General features: G+C 69.8%; 19 protein-coding genes and 1 pseudogene. 7 read left to right on the plus strand and 13 right to left on the minus strand.

Translation table 11 applies throughout. The annotated features are described in order from the left end of the window. Positions 1-16 precede the first annotated feature (16 nt). The 3 genes from ACWIHT_RS33990 to ACWIHT_RS34000 all read left to right on the plus strand — a co-directional run bounded on the left by ACWIHT_RS33990 (position 17) and on the right by ACWIHT_RS34000 (position 1428). The gene (locus tag ACWIHT_RS33990; protein ID WP_456172149.1) at positions 17-877 is read left to right on the plus strand and encodes a helix-turn-helix domain-containing protein; all 861 of its coding nucleotides are present in this window, start codon (positions 17-19) and stop codon (positions 875-877) included. Positions 878-881: 4 nt separating this feature from the next. Beyond that, complete coding sequence (locus ACWIHT_RS33995; RefSeq protein ID WP_456172150.1) at positions 882-1016, plus strand: DUF397 domain-containing protein; 135 nt, start codon at positions 882-884, stop codon at positions 1014-1016. A 190-nt stretch (positions 1017-1206) separates the two neighbouring features. Next, positions 1207-1428, plus strand: coding sequence for a DUF397 domain-containing protein (locus tag ACWIHT_RS34000; RefSeq protein ID WP_456172151.1), 222 nt, complete (start codon positions 1207-1209; stop codon positions 1426-1428). Here the strand turns inward: ACWIHT_RS34000 and ACWIHT_RS34005 are convergent. From ACWIHT_RS34005 to ACWIHT_RS34035, 7 genes and pseudogenes are all read right to left on the minus strand, one after another. Continuing rightward, positions 1417-1635, minus strand: a pseudogene (locus ACWIHT_RS34005) (helix-turn-helix transcriptional regulator); the annotation flags it as partial. The gene ACWIHT_RS34000 and the pseudogene ACWIHT_RS34005 overlap by 12 nt on opposite strands. Positions 1636-1813: 178 nt before the next feature. Next, positions 1814-2842, minus strand: coding sequence for an aldo/keto reductase (locus tag ACWIHT_RS34010; protein WP_456172152.1), 1029 nt, complete (start codon positions 2840-2842; stop codon positions 1814-1816). 116 nt (positions 2843-2958) lie between these two features. Continuing rightward, the gene (locus ACWIHT_RS34015) at positions 2959-4107 is read right to left on the minus strand and encodes a serine hydrolase domain-containing protein (RefSeq protein WP_456172153.1); all 1149 of its coding nucleotides are present in this window, start codon (positions 4105-4107) and stop codon (positions 2959-2961) included. Between the two features lie 128 nt (positions 4108-4235). Then, positions 4236-6008, minus strand: coding sequence for a TIGR03767 family metallophosphoesterase (locus ACWIHT_RS34020; RefSeq protein WP_456172154.1), 1773 nt, complete (start codon positions 6006-6008; stop codon positions 4236-4238). Between the two features lie 252 nt (positions 6009-6260). Then, on the minus strand, positions 6261-6719 hold the full coding sequence (locus ACWIHT_RS34025) for an NUDIX hydrolase (RefSeq protein ID WP_456172155.1): 459 nt from the start codon (positions 6717-6719) through the stop codon (positions 6261-6263). Positions 6720-6824: 105 nt separating this feature from the next. Beyond that, positions 6825-7715: a pyridoxamine 5'-phosphate oxidase family protein gene (locus ACWIHT_RS34030; RefSeq protein WP_456172260.1), complete on the minus strand. Its 891-nt coding sequence runs from the start codon at positions 7713-7715 to the stop codon at positions 6825-6827. An 11-nt stretch (positions 7716-7726) separates the two neighbouring features. Beyond that, complete coding sequence (locus ACWIHT_RS34035; protein WP_456172156.1) at positions 7727-8176, minus strand: VOC family protein; 450 nt, start codon at positions 8174-8176, stop codon at positions 7727-7729. Positions 8177-8283: 107 nt separating this feature from the next. On the opposite strand from ACWIHT_RS34035, the gene ACWIHT_RS34040 reads away from it, so the two are divergent. Both ACWIHT_RS34040 and ACWIHT_RS34045 read left to right on the plus strand, forming a co-directional pair. After that, positions 8284-8826 carry a CGNR zinc finger domain-containing protein gene (locus ACWIHT_RS34040; protein WP_456172157.1) on the plus strand — a complete coding sequence of 181 codons (543 nt, stop codon included), beginning with the start codon at positions 8284-8286 and terminating at the stop codon, positions 8824-8826. A 123-nt stretch (positions 8827-8949) separates the two neighbouring features. Then, on the plus strand, positions 8950-12249 hold the full coding sequence (locus tag ACWIHT_RS34045; protein ID WP_456172158.1) for a S8 family serine peptidase: 3300 nt from the start codon (positions 8950-8952) through the stop codon (positions 12247-12249). Between the two features lie 75 nt (positions 12250-12324). Here the strand turns inward: ACWIHT_RS34045 and ACWIHT_RS34050 are convergent, their stop codons facing one another. Further along, on the minus strand, positions 12325-13077 hold the full coding sequence (locus ACWIHT_RS34050) for a hypothetical protein (protein ID WP_456172159.1): 753 nt from the start codon (positions 13075-13077) through the stop codon (positions 12325-12327). A gap of 1 nt (position 13078) precedes the next feature. Beyond that, positions 13079-13600 carry a sigma-70 family RNA polymerase sigma factor gene (locus ACWIHT_RS34055; protein WP_456172160.1) on the minus strand — a complete coding sequence of 174 codons (522 nt, stop codon included), beginning with the start codon at positions 13598-13600 and terminating at the stop codon, positions 13079-13081. Positions 13601-13788: 188 nt separating this feature from the next. On the opposite strand from ACWIHT_RS34055, the gene ACWIHT_RS34060 reads away from it, so the two are divergent. Next, a complete protein-coding gene (locus tag ACWIHT_RS34060; protein ID WP_456172161.1) occupies positions 13789-14805 on the plus strand; it encodes an aspartate-semialdehyde dehydrogenase in 1017 nt (338 codons plus the stop codon). 100 nt (positions 14806-14905) lie between these two features. Here ACWIHT_RS34060 and ACWIHT_RS34065 read toward each other — a convergent pair whose 3' ends face one another. After that, positions 14906-15388: a DUF1203 domain-containing protein gene (locus tag ACWIHT_RS34065; protein WP_456172162.1), complete on the minus strand. Its 483-nt coding sequence runs from the start codon at positions 15386-15388 to the stop codon at positions 14906-14908. Positions 15389-15500: 112 nt separating this feature from the next. Here ACWIHT_RS34065 and pepN point away from each other — a divergent pair, with 112 nt between their 5' ends. Then, positions 15501-18074: an aminopeptidase N gene (gene pepN / locus ACWIHT_RS34070; protein WP_456172163.1), complete on the plus strand. Its 2574-nt coding sequence runs from the start codon at positions 15501-15503 to the stop codon at positions 18072-18074. Between the two features lie 78 nt (positions 18075-18152). Here the strand turns inward: pepN and ACWIHT_RS34075 are convergent, their stop codons facing one another. The 3 genes from ACWIHT_RS34075 to ACWIHT_RS34085 form a co-directional block, all read right to left on the minus strand. Next, entirely contained in the window at positions 18153-18926 is a 774-nt protein-coding gene (locus ACWIHT_RS34075) for an SDR family NAD(P)-dependent oxidoreductase (protein WP_456172261.1), read from the minus strand. A 72-nt stretch (positions 18927-18998) separates the two neighbouring features. After that, positions 18999-20159: a sigma-70 family RNA polymerase sigma factor gene (locus ACWIHT_RS34080; protein WP_456172262.1), complete on the minus strand. Its 1161-nt coding sequence runs from the start codon at positions 20157-20159 to the stop codon at positions 18999-19001. Then, on the minus strand, positions 20156-21223 hold the full coding sequence (locus ACWIHT_RS34085) for an EamA family transporter (protein WP_456172164.1): 1068 nt from the start codon (positions 21221-21223) through the stop codon (positions 20156-20158). Before ACWIHT_RS34085 ends, ACWIHT_RS34080 begins: the two co-directional genes overlap by 4 nt. Positions 21224-21286: the final 63 nt, after the last annotated feature.

A 21286-nucleotide genomic window follows, 5' to 3' on the forward strand; every position in this document is an offset into this window, starting at 1 on the left:
TTCAACGGGGACGAAAGTGGACCATGCCGAGTTCTGCACAACCGACTGCACGCGCTGCACGCGGGATGCAAGACTCGGCGACCGCGGTGGCGGGCTCACCCGCAAGCAGGCCATCCAGGGAACGCGTATCTCGGAAGCCGCCCTGCAACGGATCGAGACCGGCTCCCTCAACTTCCGAAACGTGGGAGATCTCCGCAAACTGCTGACTCGGTACGGCGTGGCCGACGAAGCGGTCGTCGAGTCCCTGATCAACCTCAACCGGGAGTCGGCGACGCAGGACTGGCTGACCCAGTTCCGGGGCATCATGCCCGCCGGAATGCCTGGCTTCGTCGGGCTCGAACCCGAAGCGCGAGGCATGCGGGCGTACCACCCGACACTGGTGTACGGCCTGCTCCAGACGCAGCGCTACGCACAGGCGCTACTTGAACTGCACAAGCCCGTCGAGGAAACCACCTCGGAGTTCATCCGCAGTAGCGTGGAGCTGCGGATGAAGCGCCAGGAGGTGCTCACCCGGGAGGATCCGGTCAGGCTTCGCGTCATCCTCGGCGAGGCCGCCGTACGGTATCCAGTGGGCGGCGCCGATGTGATGCACGAGCAACTCGAAAGACTGGTGACGCTGAATTCCTGGGACCACATCACCATCCAGGTGCTGCCGTTCCGGACGGGCTACCGCTCCGCGCACGACTTCGCGATCCTCGAATTCGGCGATCAACTCCCGGCGAGAGTCCAGGTCGACAACGCCTGGGGAGCCCTCTCCACGTCCGACAAACCCCGTGAAGTGGACCGGTTTGCACGCCGGTTCGACTCCATGGTGGCTTCAGCGTTGCCCCCCGAGGACACAGCCGATTTCCTGCACCGACTGACACGAGAGCTGTAGGCCCATGCCCATTGTCCCCACCCCCACCGCCATCGCGATCCGCGACTCCAAGAACCCCACCGGCCCCGCACTGCTCCTCCCCGCAACGGCCTGGGAGCCGTTCGTCTCCCGCCTCCGCGAGGCGGACTCACACGGCTGACGAACGTCTTGGCCAGCCAGTTGCGCAAGAGGAGAGTGGATACGGAGTCGCCTCCCCCAGAGGCCCCCCTCCCCAGAAGCGTGACACTTCGACGCCAAGCGTCACATTTTCCGCGCCACCCTGCCGGACTGCCGAACGACCCCGCGAGCCGCTCGACTTTCGAACCCACCAGAACGAGAGCAGCAGGCCCATGCCGACACACCCGACCACCCTCGAACTCGCCCCGGAATACGCCTGGTTCAAATCCTCGTACAGCGGCACGAGCACGAACTGCATCGAAGCAGCCCACCTCACCCTCACCGCCATCGCGATCCGCGACTCCAAGAACCCCACCGGCCCCGCACTGCTCCTCCCCACGACCGCCTGGGCACCTTTCCTCTCCCACCTCCGCGAGACGGGCTCACGCGACTGACGAACGCCCGCCCTGCGCGGTGAAGACGAAGGCTGACGTATCACCGTCCAGATCAATGGTCAGCGAAGCGTCCAGCGCCTTGGCCAGTCGGGTGAGCAGGGGCAGGGTGGGGACGGAGTCGCCGCCCTCGATGTTGGAGATCTGTGGCTGGGTCATCCCCGCCCTGCGAGCCAACTCGGCCTGTGACAGGTTGAGTTCGGTCCGCCGGGTCTTCCACTGGGAGTGGTTCACGACTACTCCGCCTCGCCGTTTCCATCCATGAAAAATCGCAGCTCCCGCACTTTGTCACCGAGGTGCCGCGAGTACGGGCTCGATCTCGATCTCGATCCGTCAGAGGTCGCTCAGGGCGAGCACGCCTCGACGCTCCCCATCCGCAAACCACCGGTCAGGCGGCCGTGCGCTCCTCAGGCGTCCGGCGCCGCAGTGCGGCCCGCTGGATCGCCGGTGGGGCGTACGCCATGTCGAGCGTGCCGACGTCCGTGCCGGGCGGGACCAACTCGTCGATCTGGTCGAGGAGTTCGTCGGGCAGGACCGTCTCCGCGCCGGCCAGCAGGTCGTCCAGGTGGGCCATCGTGCGGGGGCCGATGATCGCCGAGGTGACACCCGGGTGGGCGATCGCGAAGGCCATCGCCAGGTGGGTCAGCGGCAACCCCGCCTTCTCGGCGAGGGCGATGAGTTGTTCGACCGTGGCCAGGCGGCGTTCGTCGCTGAGGTGTTTGAAGCCGAAGGCCGAGCGGTGGGTGTCCGCCTGGCCGTTCTTGCGGTAGCGGCCGGTCAGGAGGCCGCCCGCCAGGGGGCTGTAGACCAGCGTGCCCATGCCGTAGCGCTCGCAGACGGGGAGGACCTCTCGTTCGATGGCCCTGTTCAGGATCGAGTACGTCGGCTGCTCCGTGCGGAAGCGGGTCAGGCCGCGTCGCTCCGCCACCCACTGCGCCTCGACGATGTCCGAGGCCGGGAAGGAGGATGCGCCGACCGCCCGCACCTTGCCCGCGCGCACCAGGTCGGTGAGGGCGGAGAGCGTTTCCTCCACGTCCGTGTCCGGGTCGGGGCGGTGGATCTGGAACAGGTCGACATGGTCGGTGCCCAGGCGGCGCAGGGAGTTCTCCAGTGCGCGCACCAGCCAACGCCTTGAATTTCCGCGCTCGTTGGGGTCGTCGCCCATCGGGAGGTGTGCCTTCGTGGCCAGTACGACGTTGTCGCGGCGGCCCTTCAACGCCTTGCCGACGATCTCCTCGGACTCGCCGCGCGAGTAGGCGTCGGCGGTGTCGACGAAGTTGATGCCCGCGTCCAGCGCCCTGTGGATGATCCGGACGGAGTCGTCGTGGTCGGGGTTGCCGATCGCGCCGAACATCATCGTGCCCAGGCAGTAGGGGCTGACCTTGATACCGGTGCGGCCCAGTGTGCGGTAGCGCATGGCTCTCCTCGGGAAGACAGGAAACAGGCAAACGGAACAGCGTTCCGGAACACCATACGGAACGCCGTTCCGCTTACGCAAGCCAAACCCGCCGAGCCCGCTAAGCCCGCTAAGCCCTACTTACCGCAGAACTCCCCCACCACCACCGCCCCCGCATCCCCCGACCAATCCCCGTTGAAGTTGAACGCCAGCGAGTGGCGGCCGTCCGGCGTCGCCACCACCGCCGACGACGAGCCGTGGATACCGCCGTCGTGGCCCCAGAGATGGACACCGCAGGGCAGCTTGATGTCGGAGATGCCGAGGCCGTAACGCGTGGTCGGGCTGTCGCCCGCCGGGACCGTCGTCTGCATCTCCTTGAGCTGCTTCGCCGGGAGGAGCCTTCCGCCCAGCAACGCGCCGTAGAAGCGGTCCAGGTCGGCGGAGTCGGAGATCATCTCGCCCGCCGAGGAGCCGATGGACGGGTTCAGCTTCGTGACGTCGTACGTCGGGCCCGTCGTCTCCTCCGCCAGCTTGCTGTAGGCGCGGCTGCTCGGGCTCGGCACCGTCACCTTCGTGCCGGGGAGTGAAGTCGCCCTCAGGTGCAGGGGGTTGATGATGCGGTCACGGATCTCCGTCGCGTACGAGCGGCCGGTGACCTTCTGGATGACCATCCCGGCGAGCACGTAGTTCGTGTTGGAGTAGTGCCACGACGTGCCCGGCGCGAAGTCCGGCTTGTGGGACATGGCGATCGCCACCAGGTCGGCCGGGGTCTTCGTGTCGTAACGGTGCTGGAAGAAGCCGTCCTTGGTGAAGTACACGCGGTCGAAGTCGTCGTCCTCCGTGTAGTTGAAGATGCCGCTGGTGTGGTTCAGGAGCTGGCGGACAGTGATGTGCGCGCCGTCGTTGCCCTTGCCTTGGACCACGCCCGGCAGCCACTTCTCCACCGTGTCGTCCAGCGACAGGCGGCCCTCCGCCTCCAGTTGGAGCAGCACCGTCGACACGAAGGCCTTGGTGATGCTGCCGATCCGGTAGCGGTCGTCGGCCGAACGCGGCGCCCCCGTACGGAGGTTGCCGACTCCCGCCGTCGCCGACCAGGTGGTGCCGCCGTCCCGCACGGTGGCGGTCACGCCGGGTACGCCGTCCCGCACGGCCGCCTGGAGCGCCTCCCGCGTCGCCGCGTGGTCCTTCCCGGCCTTCCCTGCGGGCTCCGCCGCCAGCGCGGGTCCCGTCAGTGCGACCGACAGCGCCACCGCCGTCGCGGCCATGAGTGCCGTACGAACTGCCATGTCTTCCCCCTCTGTTGAGCCCGGTCCGGCTCAGTTCAGCTCGGTCGGGGGGAGTGACACAGACGCCCGATGCGAAGGTTGCTCCGCTGTGCGGCAGTTGAGTGAGTTTCGGCCGTTCTCTGAAGGGCTCAGCTCTTCTTGAGGATCAGCTCGGTGTTGCGGTCCTTCGCGTCGCCGCCCAGGACCGCGCTGGATCCCGGTGCGTTGTACGACAGTTCGCGGTAGAGGGCCGCGAGGCCGGTCTGGGTGAGGTCGGAGAAGTCGGTGCGGTGCGGGGCCGCGGACTCGATGAGCGTGGTGAAGAGGGACAGCGTGCCGTCCTTGTTGTCCACCAGCTCGATGACGCGGGCGAGTTGGGGGTAGTCGACGTGCGAGGCGGTGGAGATCTCCCAGAAGCTGCGGCCGTCGGGCGCCGAGTGCGGGGTGATGACGTTGCGGTGGATGTGGCCGTTGACCCAGGCCAGCACGTTCGGGTGGCTGCCGAGGAGCGCGACGACCGCGTTGCCCTCGTAACGGCGCTCCGTGGGGTGCGCCGGGTCGGGGCGGGTGTTGTCCATCGTCTTGCTGGTGTGGTGGCTGAAGATCACCGCGTACGAGTCCTTGTTGTCGCGCAGCGTCTTGTCCAGCCACCTCAACTGCGTTGCCCCGATGGACCCTTCGTAGTGGCCGCCCGCGTCCGTGGTGTCGAGGCTGATGCCGATCACGTCGTCGGCGATACGGAACGCGTAGTACTGCGTGCCCGCGTCGACGTTCGCGGAGGAGTAGCCGTGGCCGACCGGGCCGAGGCCCTGGTAGGCCGGGTCGAGGTGGGCCTTGAGGTACTCGGCGGAGGTGTACGGGGCGCGCTTCTCGTCCGGCGTGATCGAACGCGCGGAGCGGGCGTGCGCCTTGAGGAAGTCGCGGTAGCCGGAACCCTTGGGGTCCTTGGCGTCCCGGATCGAGTTCTGGAGCTTCTTCGCCTCGGCGGCCGTCGCGGTCATCAACTTCTTGCCGCCGATGGCGAGTTCGGTGAGGTACGGGTCCGCGTGCGAGCCGAAGCAGCCGAGCGGGAGCGCGTCGTGGTTGCCGACCGTCGAGTACCAGGGCAGGTTGAGGCCGGGGCTGCGGACCTCGCGGATCGCGGCGGCCAGGAAGCCCTGGAGGTGCGGGAAGCCGACCAGCTTGTCGCCGTCGCGCAGCGTGGAGTCGGGCTGCCAGTACAGCTTGAGGCCGCTGTTCTGGACGCCCTCGTAGTGGCGCGGGTCACCGGTGTTGGGGGTGAACCGGCCGCCGCTCATGATCTTCATGAACCATTCCAGCTCGGACTTGGCGTTGTTGTCCGTGTTGTCGCCGGTGGTCATCACGAAGTGCAGCGGGGAGCCGGTCACCGGGGCGCCGCGCAGCGCGTTGACCCGCTCGACCAGCGAGATCCCGCCCTGCACGGTCAGCGCCTCGTGCGGGCGCCAGGCGTGCTTGTCGGTCGAGCGCAGGTACTCCAGGCGCAGCGGATGCTGGCTGTCCATCAGGTGCAGGTCGGTGAACTGCACGAACGACGCGAGTGCCGTACGGCGGCCCGCGCGCCCGGACTTGGCGGCGGCGAGGTCGGCGCGCACGACGCGCTTCCAGCCGGCGCCGTCGCCGAGGCGGCGGTAGCCGGAGTGGGTGCGCGGGGCGGCGACCGTGGCGAGGGTGGTGCCCTTGGTGTACGGGGCCAGGGGTGCGGCCGGTGCCACGCGGGAGTGCGCCACGGGCGCCTCGGCGGCAGCATTGGTGCCCTCGACGCCAGTGGTTGCGGCCTGGCTGTCGGTGGGCCGTAGGGCGTAACCCACGCCCGCGGAGACGGACACGGCCGCGGTGGCGGCGAGGACGGTACGGCGGTTGACCCCCAGCACGGAGCTGGCGACAGAGCGTGTGCGCGACATGGCGCGATCTCCCCGAGTACGAACTGCGTCGGCAGTGGTCGCGGGTGTTCGCGTCGACCGGTTCTCGATCGCGGTCGCGAACTTCCCGCTCGTACTGGATGCTTGGCATCGGGGATGACCTGCGCGTAAACGAGACGGCAACGTGTAGCGCCGATCACCGTACGTGGATCTTGGCGCCCCCTGTGCGTTCGTGAACGCTCGTCGAGCCGCCGGGAGGCGGCTACTCAGCGTTCATCTGCCGGGGTACTGAAGCTATTCCGGGACCCGTTCGACCCGTCCTACGGCGGGCCGCTCGCGCCACAGCCGCAGCGCGACGTCGATCAACGAGACGCGGCGCAGGCCCGACACGTCGTCCAGCGGGTGCCAGGCGGCCATGTCGGTGGAGCCGCCGATCTCGTCGCGCAGCTCGCCTCCAGTGATCCGGGCCTCGTACACGAGCCGGAGGCCGTGGTGGTCGACCTTGCGTCGGTAGCTCCACGGGATGACGTGGTGGAGGGAGTCCATGCCGAGGAATCCGGTGACCTCGATGTGGTAGCCGGTCTCCTCCTCCAGCTCGCGTACGACCGTGTCGTTGGGGTGCTCGCCGTGGTCCATGCCGCCGCCGGGGAGGACCCACTCGTGGCCACCGCTCGGCGCTGGCGAGCGGGCTAGCAGGAGCTGTCCGTCGCGGACGCAGATGGCGTAGGCGGCGACCCTCAGTTTCTTGCGCACGTTGGTGAAGCTAGGCGCTTCGGTGGGGGTGGTGCAATGTGGATTTTTTCGGCTTGCGCGCCGTTGTGGCTGGTCGCGCAGTTCCCCGCGCCCCTGACGGGGCGCTCAGCGCGCCGGGGTTGGGTTGGCAGGTGAGTATTCGGGAGGCGACCAGCGCAGGGGGAGCGCCCCCGGAGTTTCTACAGCCTCTGTGAGGGTGAAACGGACCCTGCGCTCCCCGTCCTCCCCGAACTCCGTTCTTGCCTCGCCGGTTAGTTGGAGGGTCGTGCCCGTGGTCCAGTCGAGGAAGAGGAGGCCTGCGCGGGGGTCGGTCAGGAGGTTGCCCAGGCTCAGGAACATGGCGTTGCCCGGGTAGTCCGGCCAGGTCAGTTCGTGGGGTGAAACCGCTTGTACGAAGCCGGGGTTGCCGCCCCGGTGGCTGGCGTCGGCGCCGTGCTCGTGGACGGTGGCGAGGAAGAAGGTGTCGGCCGCCGCGATGAACTCGGCCTGGGTGGAGGTCAGTTCACTGCCGTGGCGGGCGGGTGCCGGCTCGCGGTCCGCGACCGTCTCGTACGACCCTCTGCGCTGGATGTACTTGGGGCAGTTGGAGAACACCCGCTCCGCTTCGATCGCGAATCCCCTTGTCGTGGTGCGGAGTTGGCCGTCGACTCGCATACGGCGGCGGGTGCGGGGGTCGAGGGCGATCGTGCCGACCGGGAGGTTCCGTGCGGTGGTGAGGGCCGGGGTGAGGGGGTCGGGTGGGCGCGGGGCGCCGGTGACCGAGATCTGGTGGGGGCCCGTCGCCCGTACGAAACCGGGTGGGCCGGTGAGGGGGGAGGCCCAGACCCGGTTCGTCGTCGGGTCGGCGGCGCCGAGGATCAGGAGGGGCTGGAGTTCGAGGAAGGCGGCGGCCACGGGTTTGATGCCCTGGCCGATGATCTGGCCGACGTGGTCGGCGATGTCCCGGACCCCTGCCCGGTCCTGCACGGCACGGGATCCGGCGTGGTAGGTCTGCATGGCGGCCATGGCTAGAAGAAGCCGCAGGTCGGGGCTTCGGTGTGCGGGGCGGGGGCGTGTTCGGCGCCGGTCGGCACGGAGATCTCCAGGCGGGTGCCGTCCGGGTCGTGGAAGAAGATGCCGCCGGAGGCCGCGCCCTCGCGGTGGGCGACCACGCCCTCGTACGCGAAGTCGGCGCCGTAGGCCTTGAGTGCCGCCTCGTAGCGCTCGACCTGCTCGATGGAGTCGGCCGTGAACGCGAGGTGGTGCAGGCCGGCGCGGTCGCCGCCGTACGGGCCGCGCGCCTGCTGCCAGAGGGTGAGGACGGGGTGGTCGCCGCCGTCGCCGAGGAACGCGTACCGGTGGTCGTCGTCCTCCTTGCCCTCGGCGAGTACCGCGAAGCCGAGGACGTCCCGGTAGAAGGCGAGCGAGCGGTCGAGGTCGGTGACGTTCAGGCCGACGTGGCCGGGGTGCAGGGTCATGAAAGGCTCTCCTCTGATCTAACCGTTATAGATGACGTTAGTGGTTAGAATCGAGAGGGTCAACCGGTCACGTACTCTTGACCGGTTAGATCAGAAGGGACACCTCCGTGACCACGACCCCCGACCCCCGCCCGCTCATCGGCGAACCGCTCGCCCTCGATCTGCTCAACACGCGGTGGATGCGGGACGGGGCCGTGCGGGATCTGCTCTCCGGCCCCCGCGGGCTCGCCGTATGGCTCGACTCGGCCGGGTTCGGCGAGCGGTTCGAGGCGAATCCGATCACCCTGCTGTACACGAAGATCGCGCGCGACGCGCTCCACGCGGTGGTGGACGGCTCGCTCGCGCACGGCGCGGAGGACCTCGACCTCGTGCTCGACCAGGGACGGATCCGGGCCACGCTCACCGCCGAAGGCCCCGGCGAGATCCCCGAGTTCGACGACCCCCGGTGGGGTCCCGGCTGGCTCGCCGCCCGCAACTACCTGGAGTTGCTCGCCGCCGCCCCCGACCGCATCCGCCGCTGCGCCCACGAGGCGTGCGTCCTGCACTTCTACGACACGTCGAGGAACGGCACCCGGCGCTGGTGCTCGATGGCGGCCTGCGGCAACCGCGCGAAGGCGTCCCGCCACTACACGCGCGTCAAGGAGTCCTGAACCCCCTGCCGGACAGGGGGTTTTCCCCATACATCCATATCGATTCGGTCAACACTTCCCAAACAACTGTTCCTTGGGTAAAGCTGTGCGCTCGTCCGGCACTGGATTCTTCACCTACAAGGGATGCCGATGACCCTCAACCCCAAGAGACGTGTGGCCCGAATATCCGTGGCCGCCGGTCTCGTCGCCGCGCTCTCCGCGGCCGGGCCGATACCCATGGCCTTCTCCGCCGACGCCCCGTCCACCACCGCGCCCGCGGACGGGACCGTCAAGTCCGCCGCCGCCAAGCTCGGTTCGGACGACGCCGACCTGCTCGCCACGGCCAAGGCCGACGGCGACAAGAACGTCACGATGATGATCGCGACCGCTCCGGGCCAGACCGAGCAGGTCGCCGACCAGCTGGACGCGGTCAAGGGCGGCTCGGTGGGCCGTACTTACGACAAGCTCGGCTACGTCCGCGCCACCGTCCCGACGGGCAGGGCCGACTCGGCCATCGCCGCCGCCGCGAAGCTGTCCTCCGTGCAGGCGATCGACCTGCGCCAGGAGATCGCGCTCGACGACCCGACCCCGAGCGCGGACACCGCGAAGGGCGCCGCGAAGGCGACGAAGACCGTCACCTACTCCGGGCCGAGCAAGTCCACCCCCGCGGAGAACCCGTACAACCCGTCCTTCGAGACGGGCGCCGTCGACTTCGTGAAGAAGAACCCGAAGGCGGACGGCCGCGGCATCACCATCGGCATCCTCGACTCCGGCGTCGACCTCGGCCACCCGGCGCTCCAGAAGACCACCACCGGCGAGCGCAAGATCGTCGACTGGGTCACCTCGACCGACCCGATCGCCGACGGCGACCAGACCTGGCGCCCGATGGTGACGGCCGTGTCCGGCCCGACCTTCACCTACGGCGGCTCGACCTGGACGGCGCCTGCGGGGTCGTACGAGATCAGCACGTTCAAGGAGTCGTACACCGCCGGCGGTGACGCGAAGGGCGACGCGAACCGGGACGGTGACACCACCGACTCGTGGGGCGTGCTCTACGACCCGGCGGCCGGCACGGTGACGGTCGACCTGAACAACAACCAGAACTTCAGCGACGACACCCCGATGAAGCCGTACAAGGACGGGTACCAGATCGGCTACTTCGGTACCGACAACCCGGCGACGGACGTCGTCGAGCGGCAGCCGTTCGTCGTGCAGATCAGCAAGGACGTACCCATGGACCCGTACGGCGGGTCCTGGGTCGGCAAGACCGCCGACTTCGTCAACATCGGTGTCATCGAGTCCGAGCACGGCACGCACGTCGCCGGTATCACCGCGGCCAACGGCCTGTTCGGCGGCAAGATGAACGGTGCGGCGCCGGGCGCGAAGATCGTGTCGTCCCGTGCCTGCACCTGGACCGGCGGCTGCACCAACGTGGCGCTCACCGAGGGCATGATCGACCTCGTCGCCAACCGCGGTGTCGACATCGTCAACATGTCGATCGGCGGTCTGCCCGCGCTGAACGACGGCAACAACGCGCGCGCCGAGCTGTACACGCGGCTCATCGACACCTACGGCGTGCAGCTCGTGATCTCGGCCGGCAACTCCGGTCCGGGCGCCAACACGATCGGCGACCCCGGCCTGGCCGACAAGGTGATCTCGGTCGGCGCGGCCATCTCCAAGGAGACCTGGGCCGCCAACTACGGCTCCCAGGTGGAGAAGAAGTACCAGCTGCTGCCGTTCTCCTCGCGCGGCCCGCGTGAGGACGGCGGCTTCACGCCGACGCTCGTCGCGCCCGGTGCCGCGATCAACTCCACCCAGACCTGGCTGCCGGGCTCCCCGGTCGCCGAGGCGGGCTACACCCTGCCGGCCGGCTACTCGATGCTCCAGGGCACCTCGATGGCCTCCCCGCAGGCCGCGGGCGCCTCGGCGCTGCTGCTGAGCGCCGCCAAGCAGAAGCACATCGCGCTCACCCCGGCCACGCTGCGCACCGCGCTGACGTCAACGGCCCACCACATCACGGGTGTTCAGGCCTACGAGGAGGGCGCGGGCCGCATCGACATCGTGGACGCGTGGCAGTCCATCAGGGACAAGGCCACCGCCCACGAGTACACGGTGAAGGCCCCGGTCGACACCGCGATCGACTTCGCGCTGAAGACCCCGGGCTTCGGCACCGGTCTCTACGACCGCGAGGGCGGCCTCAAGGCCGGCGCGAAGAAGACGTACGACGTCGTCATCACCCGAACCACGGGCAGCGACAAGGCCGTTCGGCACGAGCTGCGCTTCGCGAACAACGCCGGTGGCACCTTCCGCATCGTCGGCGCGGACGCGGTCAGGCTCCCGCTGAACCAGCCGGTCACCGTCAAGGTGCAGGCGGCGCCGAAGAGTTCGGGCATCAAGAGCGCGATCCTGGAGGTCGACGACCCGAGGACCGAGGGCGTCGACAAGCAGATCCTGACGACGGTCGTGGTCTCCACCCCCGTCAACTACACCTTCTCCAAGTCGAGTTCGGTGCAGCGCAACAGCACGCAGTCGTACTTCGTGACCGTCCCCGAGGGCGCCAAGGCCCTTGAGGTCGCGATCGGCGGGCTGAAGGACAAGAGCCAGACGCGGTTCATCTCGATCCACCCGTACGGCGTTCCGGTCGAGGACACCGGCACCCCGTACTGCTACAACAACTACCTCGACGGCAACGGCTGCAAGCCCGACGTGCGGTCGTACGCCGACCCGCAGGCCGGTGTCTGGGAGATCGAGGTCGAGGCGCGCCGCACCTCGCCGCTGCTCGACAACCCGTACAAGCTGGACGCCACCGTCCTCGGCGCGGCCTTCGACCCGGAGACCGTGACCGTGCCCGAGGCCAAGGTCGGCGTTCCGGCCACCGCCTCGTGGAAGGTGACCAACAACTACGCGGCCCTGAACGGCACGTTGAAGGGCGGCCCGCTCGGTTCCTCGCTGACCGCGCGGCCCACCATCACCGAGGGCGTCACCCAGACCACCACGGTCGACGTGCCCGCCGGCGCCACCTCCCTGGACGTCGCCATCGGCAACGTCTCGGACACGGCGGCGGACCTGGACCTGACGGTCAAGAACGCCGCCGGGACGGTCGTCGGCCAGTCCGCGGACGGCGACTCGGAGGAGGCGGTCTCGATCGCCAACCCGGCCGCCGGGACGTACACCGTCGAGGTCGCGGGCTACTCGGTGCCGTCCGGCTCGACCGCGTACGACTACCGGGACGTGTTCTTCTCCCCGGCGCTCGGCACGGTCTCCGTCGACGGTTCGGCGCCGGTGAAGCTCGCCACGGGTGCCTCGGCGACGGTCTCCGGCAGTGTCACGGCCCTGGCCCCCGCCCCGGCGGGACGTGAGTTCTTCGGCCAGGTCCAGCTGGTCAACGCGCGCGGCACGGTCGCGGGCCTGGGCAGCGTGAAGATCGAGAAGGTCACGTCGTAGCACGACGTAGCACGACGTAGCACGACGTACTACAGACGGGGCGGGCGTCCGTGCGGGCGCCCGCCCTTCTCGTTGTCAGCCGGTCGGGCAGGTGGCCGTCCCGGTGTGGGTCAGGGCGTCGAGGATCGTGGCGCGGTCCGCGGCGACGGCGGCGCCGACCACCCAGAGGTTCGCCGTGGCCGCACCCTTCGGGACGCCGACCAGCACATGCTGGCCCTGGCGCGGTGCCGGGTTCGCCCCGGCGGGCAGGACGACCGTAACGTCGGACGGGCCGTGCGCGGGCCGGTAGGAGCGGGTGACGGCGACCGTGATCCGTTTGCGCGGGTCGGAACCCGGCTGCACGCCCGTCACGGTTCCCTCGACGAGGAGGCTGGAGCAGGCCACGTACAACTCCGGGTCGGACAGCGGGCCCTGGGCCTTGGAGCCCTCGCCTGCGCCGCCCACCGCCTTCGAGTCCGCTTTGCTGCTCGACGCGCCGTACACAGTGCCGTTGTGCGCGACCAGCCAGGAGAGCCCGGTGATCATCCCCGCCACCACCGCCAGCGCGAGCGTGCCGTAGGCGAGGACGCGCAGCACCGGACGGCGTCGGCGGGCGGGAAACCGCAGTGTGCTCACGGGCTCGGGTTCCGGTCGCGGCGGCGGGGCGGAGAGCGCCTCCCCGATGAGCCCCAACTGCTCCCGCAGCAGCGCCACATCGGCCGTCGCGGACCGGTGCTCGGCCATGAAACCGGCGTCCGCGCGGGCCGACTCCGGCACCGGCTCGCCCGTGATCGCGGCCATCAGCGCGTCCACGCCGTCGTATTCCTCTTCCTCGTTCTGCGTGGCCACGTCACACCACCTCGTCCTCGTGCAGCCGGTCGCGCAGCGCGCGGACCGCCGTGTGCAGCCTGCTCTTGACCGTGCCCTCCGGGATGCCCAGCTCGTGCGCTATGGAACGCACCGGCAGGTCGGCGAAGAAGCGGAGGACGAGGACCTGGCGCTGCTGGTCGGGCAGCTCGTCCAGGCCCTGCGCCACCGCCATGGACAGGACGCTCGTGTCCTCGCCGGAGGGGTGCTCCAGCTGGCGCAGGGAGGCCAGCCGCTCCCCCACCCGCTCCTGGCGGCGCTTGGATCGGTGCCAGTCCATGGCGAAGTTCGAGGCGACGACCGCCGCCCACGCCGAGACGTCGCGCGGTGCCTCGTCGCCCTTCGCCGCCCGCTCCAGCAACCGCAGCCGTACCTGCTGGACGCCGTCCGGCAGATCCGCCTGCGGCACCCCGCCGAGCGCGAGCACCGCCCGCACCCGCCGCTCCTGGGCCGCGTCCAGAGGATCGTCACCCTCCCGGACCCGGCGGGCCATTCTGCGCAGCACAAGCCACCCCCTTCCCGCGTTTCCTCTACGACGCCGCAGCGCACGGAAACGTTCGGAGACGTAGGTCACACCGGCAAGGGCCGTGTCCCATTCCTCGGGCATGCGGGGCAAAGAATTGGACAGGTGGACCTGGGTCGGCCGCATGATGGAAACGCCGCAGATGTACAGGAACAGGTGAAGGAGTCGCTGTGAGGGTCGGAATCGTCGGAGCCACCGGTCAGGTCGGCACGGTCATGCGCGGGATCCTCGTCGAGCGGAACTTTCCGACGACGGAGCTGCGTCTGTTCGCCTCGGCCCGTTCGGCGGGGACGGTCCTCGACGGTGTGACGGTGGAGGACGCGGCCACCGCGGACTACTCCGGGCTCGACATCGTGCTGTTCTCGGCGGGCGGCGCGACCTCCAAGGCCCTGGCCGAGAAGGTCGCCTCGCAGGGCGCGGTCGTCATCGACAACTCCTCCGCCTGGCGCAAGGACCCGCAGGTCCCGCTGGTCGTCTCCGAGGTCAACCCGCACGCGATCGTGGACCGCCCCAAGGGCATCATCGCCAACCCGAACTGCACGACGATGGCCGCGATGCCGGTCCTGAAGCCGCTGCACGCGGAGGCGGGGCTTGAGGCGCTGGTCGTCGCCACGTACCAGGCGGTGTCCGGTTCCGGTGTGGCCGGTGTGGCCGAGCTGCACGGCCAGGCGCTGAAGGTCGTCGCCGACGCGGACAAGCTCACGCACGACGGCTCGGCGGTCGACTTCCCCGAGCCGCAGGTCTACAAGCGGCCCATCGCGTTCAACGTGGTGCCCCTCGCGGGTTCGATCGTCGACGACGGGCTGCACGAGACCGACGAGGAGCAGAAGCTCCGCAACGAGTCCCGCAAGATCCTGGAGATCCCGGAACTGAAGGTCTCCGGCACGTGTGTCCGGGTCCCGGTCTTCTCGGGCCACTCGCTCCAGGTCAACGCCCGTTTCGCCCGCCCCCTCTCCGTGGAGCGCGCGACGGAACTCCTCGGCGGCGCCCCGGGCGTGGCCCTCTCCGACATCCCGACCCCCCTCCAGGCGGCCGGCCAGGACCCGTCCTACGTCGGCCGCATCCGCGCGGACGAGACGGTCGACCACGGCCTCGCCCTGTTCATCTCGAACGACAACCTCCGCAAGGGCGCCGCGCTGAACGCGGTGCAGATCGCGGAACTGGTGGCGGCGGAGCTGCGGGGCTGACGGGGCTTTTTCTCGCCCCCGCCGCCCCTACCCGTCCCGTCCTTCTGGGGCTCCGCCCCTTCGACCCCGCCTCGGGGGCCAGCCCCCGGACCCCCGCTCCTCAAACGCCGGAGGGGCTGAGTTGAGGCCGCTGCACCTCGTAGTAGTAACAGCCGTACTCGACGGCCCGGACGTGGACGACAACCACGGCCGGGTCGTCGAAGGCCCTGCGGAAGGCCTCGTCGTCCAGGGTGTCCACCAACTCGCCCCCGAGAATGTGGCCCTCGGCCGAGTAGCGGCGGATCACCCGGTGCGCCTCCGCGAGCGGGTACCCGGATCCCGCCGCAGGCCCCCCGCACTCCTCCGCGTGGATGAACACCGGTCCCTGCTCGTCGTACGCCCCCGCCTCCGCCGCCCAGCGCCGCAGCGGGGCGTAGGAGACCAGGGCGATCCGCTCACCGCGCTCGCTGCGGCGCAGGCAGCAGCGGAGCGGAGCGTCTCCCTCCTCATCGAGTGCGGGAACCATTCCGCGCCCCGCATCGTCAGCAGAGCGCAGCTCCTTCAGAACCGTGGGGTCGATGGGTCGTGCCGTGTACGTCGTCATGACTCCAGGCTCGCGCTCGTCCGCCCCGCTCACCGGCGGGATACGGACATCGCGTTCGGGTCAGGTCCCGTGGAAGGATGGCGCAACCCACACATAACGAGGAGATGACCGCGTGCCTGGCACAAACCTGACTCGCGAAGAGGCGCAGCAGCGGGCGACGCTGCTCACCGTTGACTCGTACGAGATCGATCTCGACCTCTCCGGCGCGCAGGAGGGCGGGACCTACAGGTCCGCGACGACGGTGCGCTTCGATGTGACGGAGGGTGGCGCCGAGTCCTTCATCGACCTGATCGCCCCGGCCGTCCACGAGGTGACGCTGAACGGCGACCCGCTCGACCCCGACGAGGTCTTCAAGGACTCGCGGATCGCGCTGGCCGGGCTGCTGGCGGGGCCGAACGTCCTGCGGGTCGTCGCGGACTGCGCGTACACCAACACCGGTGAGGGACTGCACCGGTTCGTCGACCCCGTCGACCAACAGGCCTACCTCTACACCCAGTTCGAGGTCCCGGACGCGCGCCGCGTGTTCGCCAGCTTCGAGCAGCCGGACCTGAAGGCCACCTTCCAGTTCACCGTGAAGGCGCCGACCGGCTGGACCGTCGTCTCCAACTCCCCGACGCCCGAACCCCGGGACGACACCTGGGTGTTCGAGCCGACGCCCCGTATCTCGACGTACATCACGGCGCTCGTCGTCGGGCCGTACCACTCCGTCCACAGCGTGTACGAGAAGGACGGGCAGTCCGTCCCGCTCGGCATCTACTGCCGGCCCTCGCTCGCCGAATACCTCGACTCCGACGCCATCTTCGAGGTGACACGGCAGGGCTTCGAGTGGTTCCAGGAGAAGTTCGACTACGCCTACCCGTTCAAGAAGTACGACCAGTTGTTCGTCCCGGAGTTCAACGCGGGCGCGATGGAGAACGCGGGCGCGGTGACCATCCGCGACCAGTACGTGTTCCGGTCGAAGGTCACGGACGCCGCGTACGAGGTGCGGGCCGCCACGATCCTGCACGAGCTGGCCCACATGTGGTTCGGCGACCTGGTCACCATGGAGTGGTGGAACGACCTGTGGCTGAACGAGTCGTTCGCCACCTACGCCGAGGCCGCCTGCCAGGCGTACGCCCCCCAGTCGCGCTGGCCGCACTCGTGGACGACCTTCGCCAACTCCATGAAGACGTGGGCCTACCGGCAGGACCAACTGCCCTCCACCCACCCGATCATGGCGGAGATCAACGACCTGGACGACGTCCTCGTCAACTTCGACGGCATCACGTACGCCAAGGGCGCGAGCGTCCTGAAGCAGCTCGTCGCGTACGTCGGCATGGACGAGTTCTTCGCGGGCGTGCAGGCGTACTTCAAGCGGCACGCGTTCGGCAACACCCGGCTCTCCGACCTCCTCGGCGCGCTGGAGGAGACCTCCGGGCGTGATCTGAAGACCTGGTCGAAGCTGTGGCTGGAGACGGCCGGCATCAACATCCTGCGCCCGGAGATCGAGACCGACGCCGACGGCGTCATCACCGCCTTCGCGATCCGCCAGCAGGCCCCGGCGCTCCCCGAGGGCGCGAAGGGCGAGCCCACGCTCCGCCCGCACCGCATCGCGGTCGGCCTGTACGAACTGGACGAGGGCACCGGCAAGTTGGTGCGCGACGAGCGCGTCGAGCTGGACGTGGACGGCGAGTTGACCGCCGTACCGCAGCTGGTCGGCAAGCGTCGTCCGGACGTGGTGCTGCTCAACGACGACGACCTGTCGTACGCGAAGGTCCGCCTGGACGAGCAGTCGCTGGCCTTCGTCACCGAGCACCTGGGCGACTTCGAGTCCTCCCTCCCCCGCGCCCTGTGCTGGGCCTCGGCCTGGGACATGACCCGCGACGCCGAACTCGCCACCCGCGACTACCTCTCCCTCGTCCTGTCGGGCGTCGGCAAGGAGTCGGACATCGGTGTCGTGCAGTCGCTCCAGCGGCAGGTGAAGCTCGCCGTCGAGCTGTACGCCGACCCGGCCGCCCGCGAGGCGCTGCTCACCCGCTGGACGGACGCCACGCTGGCGCATCTGCGTTCCGCGGAGGCCGCGAGCGACCACCAGCTGGCGTGGGCCCGCGCGTTCGCCGACACGGCCCGTACGCCGGAGCAACTGGACCTGCTGGACGCCCTGTTGGAGGGCACGCAGACCATCGAGGGTCTGGCCGTCGACACCGAGCTGCGCTGGGCGTTCGTCGAACGCCTCGCGGCCGTCGGCCGGTTCGACGAGGCGGAGATCGCCGGCGAGTACGAGCGGGACAAGACGGCCGCCGGTGAGCGCCACGCGGCGACCGCCCGTGCCGCCCGCCCGACCGCGGAGGCGAAGGCGGAGGCCTGGGCGCAGGTCGTCGAGTCCGACAAGCTCCCCAACGCCCTTCAGGAAGCGGTGATTTCGGGCTTCGTCCAGACCGACCAGCGCGAACTCCTGGCGCCGTACACGGAGAAGTACTTCGCGGCGGTCAAGGAGATCTGGGACGCCCGTTCGCACGAGATCGCCCAGCAGATCGCGATCGGCCTCTACCCGTCGATCCAGGTCTCCCAGGACACCCTGGACCGCACGGACACCTGGCTGACCACCGCCGAACCCAACGCGGCCCTGCGCCGCCTGGTCTCGGAGTCCCGTTCCGGCGTGGAGCGCGCCCTGAAGGCCCAGGCCGCGGACGCCGCCGCTTCGTAGGCGGTTCCGCTACGGCCATGAGGGCGCCCGGTGTGAAGCCGGGCGCCCTTTGCCGTCCCTTCGGCCCGGGACATCCCCTCAGCCCGGGAACATCCCGCCCGTGACATTCACGAACGTGCCGGTGATGCTCGCCGCGTGGTCCGAGGCGAGGAACACGGCGGTCGCGGTGATCTCCGCGAGGGTGGGGTTGCGGCGGGTCATGCGCAGGCTGGACAGGTGGTCCAGGATCCCCTGGATCGCCGCCTCGTTGAGGCCGGGGTTGACCTTGCCGAGCTTCTCGACCGTGAGCGTCTCGGGGATGCCCGCGGCCCAGATCCCGACCGCCCGCACCCCGCGCGGGCCCAGCTCCATCGCCAGGTTGCGCACCAGGCTGTCGGTCGCCGCGTCGGCGGGACCGGTGCCGCCCATCATCGGACTGCCGTGCGCTGAACCGCTGTTGAGGGTGAGGACGACACCGGAGCCGCGTTCGGCCATGCGGCGGGCGGCGGCGCGGGCGGTGATGAAGTTGGCGCGGATGCCGTTGATCACCGGCGCCAGGAAGTCGTCGACGGGCATGTCGGTGATCGGCAGGCCCTGGACGTCACCGCGCGAGACGAGGTTGAAGGACACGTCCAACTCCCCGACCCGGGCGAGATGTTCCTCCACGGCTGTCTCGTCCAGCGCGTCGACGACGGCCACCTCGGCGTCCTTGACACCGATGTCCTTGATGCGGGTGGCCACGGCCTCCAGCGTCTCCCGGGTGCGTCCCACGAGGTGGACGCGGGCGCCCTCGGCTGCGAAGGCGCGGGCGACGGCGCCGCCGATCGAGCCTCCGGCGCCGTAAATGACCGCGGTCCTGTCGGTGAGCAGCATGGTGAACTCCTTGTGGGTCAGGTGTCGTTCGAGTCGGCTGTACAGACGCACGCGGGGTCCACCACTCATCGGTCACAGCCGCAGGGGCAGTCCGAAGGCCGGGAAGAGGTGCGGTTCGAAGGACGTGATCTCGGCGATCCGGTCGTCGGCGTCGAAGCGCAGGACATCGAGAACTTGCGCGCGGTAGACGGTCGTTCCGGGCCGTCGGACGTAACCCCCGGCCGCGAGTTGCCCGTTGGCGCGGGCGGGGAGGTGGCGCCAATGGCCCAGGAACATGGGCGAGTTGGCGTCCAGACTCACGCTCAGGAACTCGACGAGCGCGTCACGGCCGGTGAACCAGAACGGGTTCGGCGGCATGGTGAGGGTGACGTCCTCGCTGAGCAGGGCGGCCACCTCGGACAGGTCGAGGCGTTCGGCGGCGGCCATGTACCGCTTGACCAGGGCGCGTTGACGCTCGGTGGGCCCCTCGGCCGTCCAGTCCGCACGCCGGGCGGGGAGCCGGTCGCGCAGGGTGGGGCGGGCGCGTTGCAGCGCGCTGTTGACCGAGGCCACGGTCATGTCGAGGGCCTCGCCGGTCTCGACGGCGGTCAGCCCGAGCACGTCCCGCAGCACCAACACCGCGCGCTGGCGCGGCGGGAGGTGCTGGACGGCGGCCAGGAAGACCAGTTCGAGGGTCTCGCGGGAGACGGCGGCGGCCTCCGGCTGCTCCTCGGCGGAGGCGGAGGAGGAGGGCAACTCGTCGTCGGGGTACGGCTGGAGCCAGGTGATCCGGGCGGGCGGCTCCCCGCCGCCGTGGTTCATGCCGGGCAAGGGCTCGTAGCGCTTGGGGCGGCGGGCCGTACGGCGCTGGAAGTCCAGGCAGGCGTTGGTGGCGATGCGATACAGCCAGGTGCGGGCACCGGCCTGCCCCTGAAAGGTGTCCCGGGCCCGCCAGGCCCGCAGGAACGTCTCCTGCACCAGGTCCTCGGCGTCGTCGTACGACCCGGTCATGCGGTAGCAGTGGACCTGGATCTCACGGCGGTGGGACTCGACGAGCGCGGCGAAGTCGCCTTCGTCCAGCGGGACTTCCGTAACGGCCGCACGGGTGACGGATTCCTGAGCGGTGTCGCGTGCCGTGCGGGCCACCCGTCGTAGCCGCGCGACGGACGACGACAGTTCCGTCACTCCGGAGTAGAAGACGGAGGGCGGCTGCGGCACCAGTTCCTCCACCTGCCGGCCGATCTCCTTGATCAGCCCCTCGACACCGACCTCGGCGCTCCCCCGTCGCTCCCGGTAGGCCTTCTGTCGGCAGGCGGCGGAGCAGTAGACGGAGCGGCGGCCGGTACGGCCCGTCCGTGCGGTGAGCGGCTTGCCACAACTGGGGCAGGATGCATCGGCCACGGGCGCCTCCGGCGTTGCGTCACGGCGTTCCCGCGTGACGCTACCCCCCGGACGGAAACGGCAGGGGTACGCGCCCCGAGCTGCCCGGCGATCGTCGCCCCGAACGCAAGCGCCATCCCGGCCACCTGCACGGGCGTGAGCGCCTGCCCGAGCGCCGCCCAGCCGACGACGGCCGCGGTCAGCGGGGACAGCGGGCCCAGGAGGGTGACCTGGGTGGCGGAGAGTCGGCCGATGCCGCGGAACCAGAGCCAGTACGCGACCGCCGTGTTCGCCAGCGCGAGGTAGAGGTAGCCGCCGATCGCCCGGCCGTCGAGCGCGGGCGGCGCCCCTTCGACCAGGAAGGCGACGGGGGCTATGAGCAGTCCGCCGGCGGTGAGTTGCCAGCCGGTGAGGGCGAGTGGGCCGACGCCGTCCGGGCGGCCCCACCGCTTGGTCAGCACGGTGCCGGTGGACATCGAGGCCGTGGACGCGAGGGCCGCGAGCACACCGACCGGGTCGAGCGCACCGGCCGCCTTCAGTACGACGAGACTGACGCCGAAGGCCGCGACCGCGCCGGTGAGGACGCTGCGGGCGGTGGGCCGCTGCCCCAGCAGGACCGCCGAGAGACCGACCACGAACAGCGGCCCGATCGAGCCGACCACCGACGCCATCCCGCCCGGCAGCCGGTACGCGGACAGGAACAGCAGCGGGAAGAACGCGCCGATGTTCAGCGCGCCGAGCACCGTCGCCTTCCACCACCAGGCCCCGCGCGGCAGCACCCGGGCCAGCGCGAGGAGCACGAGACCGGCGGGGAGGGCGCGCATCAGGCCGGTGAACAGGGGGCGGTCGGGCGGGAGGAACTGGGTGGTGACGGCGTAGGTGGTGCCCCAGGAGATGGGGGCGAGGGCGGTGAGGACGATGGTGGTGGAGCGGTTCATGCCATCCCCTTCGTAAGTAACTTGCCGCTAATTAGCTTAGCCGCAAGCAACTTTCCGTCAAGT

The sequence above is a fragment of the Streptomyces sp. NPDC002276 genome, from assembly GCF_053891435.1.

Bases quoted from the DNA above. Each gene is read 5' to 3' on its own strand.
- ACWIHT_RS33995 (WP_456172150.1), top strand. From the start codon at position 882: ATGCCCATTGTCCCCACCCCCACCGCCATCGCGATCCGCGACTCCAAG.
- ACWIHT_RS34000 (WP_456172151.1), top strand. From the start codon at position 1,207: ATGCCGACACACCCGACCACCCTCGAACTCGCCCCGGAATACGCCTGG.
- ACWIHT_RS34010 (WP_456172152.1), bottom strand. From the start codon at position 2,842: ATGCGCTACCGCACACTGGGCCGCACCGGTATCAAGGTCAGCCCCTAC.
- ACWIHT_RS34015 (WP_456172153.1), bottom strand. From the start codon at position 4,107: ATGGCAGTTCGTACGGCACTCATGGCCGCGACGGCGGTGGCGCTGTCG.
- ACWIHT_RS34020 (WP_456172154.1), bottom strand. From the start codon at position 6,008: ATGTCGCGCACACGCTCTGTCGCCAGCTCCGTGCTGGGGGTCAACCGC.
- ACWIHT_RS34030 (WP_456172260.1), bottom strand. From the start codon at position 7,715: ATGCAGACCTACCACGCCGGATCCCGTGCCGTGCAGGACCGGGCAGGG.
- ACWIHT_RS34035 (WP_456172156.1), bottom strand. From the start codon at position 8,176: ATGACCCTGCACCCCGGCCACGTCGGCCTGAACGTCACCGACCTCGAC.
- ACWIHT_RS34045 (WP_456172158.1), top strand. From the start codon at position 8,950: ATGCCGATGACCCTCAACCCCAAGAGACGTGTGGCCCGAATATCCGTG.
- ACWIHT_RS34065 (WP_456172162.1), bottom strand. From the start codon at position 15,388: ATGACGACGTACACGGCACGACCCATCGACCCCACGGTTCTGAAGGAG.
- ACWIHT_RS34075 (WP_456172261.1), bottom strand. From the start codon at position 18,926: ATGCTGCTCACCGACAGGACCGCGGTCATTTACGGCGCCGGAGGCTCG.
- ACWIHT_RS34085 (WP_456172164.1), bottom strand. From the start codon at position 21,223: ATGAACCGCTCCACCACCATCGTCCTCACCGCCCTCGCCCCCATCTCC.